Genomic DNA, 1,500 nt, shown 5'->3' with positions numbered 1-1,500 from the left:
GGTATTCTCTACCTGACCACCTGAGTCGGTTTAGGGTACGGGCCGCCATGAAACTCGCTAGAGGCTTTTCTCGACAGCATAGGATCATCCACTTCACCACAATCGGCTCGGCATCAGGTCTCACCCCATGTGAGTGGCGGATTTGCCTACCACTCGGGCTACACCCTTACCCCGGGACAACCACCGCCCGGGATGGACTACCTTCCTGCGTCACCCCATCACTCACCTACTAACCGCTTGGTCCGGCGGCTCCACCACTCCCCTCAACTCCGAAGAGATCAGGGCGGCTTCACGGCCTTAGCATCACGATGCTCGATGTTTGACGCTCCACAGCGGGTACCGGAATATCAACCGGTTATCCATCGACTACGCCTGTCGGCCTCGCCTTAGGTCCCGACTTACCCTGGGCAGATCAGCTTGACCCAGGAACCCTTGGTCAATCGGCGCACACGTTTCTCACGTGTGAATCGCTACTCATGCCTGCATTCTCACTCGTCAACCGTCCACAACTCCCTTCCAGGGCTGCTTCACCCGGCAGACGACGCTCCCCTACCCATCAACACACCCGTTGGGGCTTATATGTCAATGACACGACTTCGGCGGTACGCTTGAGCCCCGCTACATTGTCGGCGCGGAATCACTAGACCAGTGAGCTATTACGCACTCTTTCAAGGGTGGCTGCTTCTAAGCCAACCTCCTGGTTGTCTGTGCGACTCCACATCCTTTCCCACTTAGCGTACGCTTAGGGGCCTTAGTCGATGCTCTGGGCTGTTTCCCTCTCGACCATGGAGCTTATCCCCCACAGTCTCACTGCCGCGCTCTCACTTACCGGCATTCGGAGTTTGGCTAAGGTCAGTAACCCGGTAGGGCCCATCGCCTATCCAGTGCTCTACCTCCGGCAAGAAACACACGACGCTGCACCTAAATGCATTTCGGGGAGAACCAGCTATCACGGAGTTTGATTGGCCTTTCACCCCTAACCACAGGTCATCCCCCAGGTTTTCAACCCTGGTGGGTTCGGTCCTCCACGAAGTCTTACCTCCGCTTCAACCTGCCCATGGCTAGATCACTCCGCTTCGGGTCTTGAGCGTGCTACTCAAACGCCCTCTTCGGACTCGCTTTCGCTACGGCTACCCCACCCGGGTTAACCTCGCAACACACCGCAAACTCGCAGGCTCATTCTTCAAAAGGCACGCAGTCACGAGAAACACCGAAGTGCTCCCGACGCTCCCACGGCTTGTAGGCACACGGTTTCAGGTACTATTTCACTCCCCTCCCGGGGTACTTTTCACCATTCCCTCACGGTACTATCCGCTATCGGTCACCAGGGAATATTTAGGCTTAGCGGGTGGTCCCGCCAGATTCACACGGGATTTCTCGGGCCCCGTGCTACTTGGGTGTCTTCCAAACGAGCCGCTGACGTTTCGACTACGGGGGTCTTACCCTCTACGCCGGACCTTTCGCATGTCCTTCGCCTACATCAACGGTTTCTGACTCGTC

The 1,500-nt window shown here is 57.1% G+C and carries 1 rRNA gene; it reads right to left on the bottom strand.

Annotated elements, in window-relative coordinates:
* Positions 1 to 1,500: ribosomal RNA gene (locus ABT186_RS47700) — 23S ribosomal RNA — on the bottom strand; the annotation flags it as partial.

This window comes from Streptomyces sp. NPDC001634 (assembly GCF_040298185.1).
Taxonomy (GTDB): Bacteria; Actinomycetota; Actinomycetes; order Streptomycetales; family Streptomycetaceae; genus Streptomyces.
The sequence above is the reverse complement of the archived record's forward strand: the minus strand, read 5'-3'. Positions and strand labels throughout refer to the sequence as shown.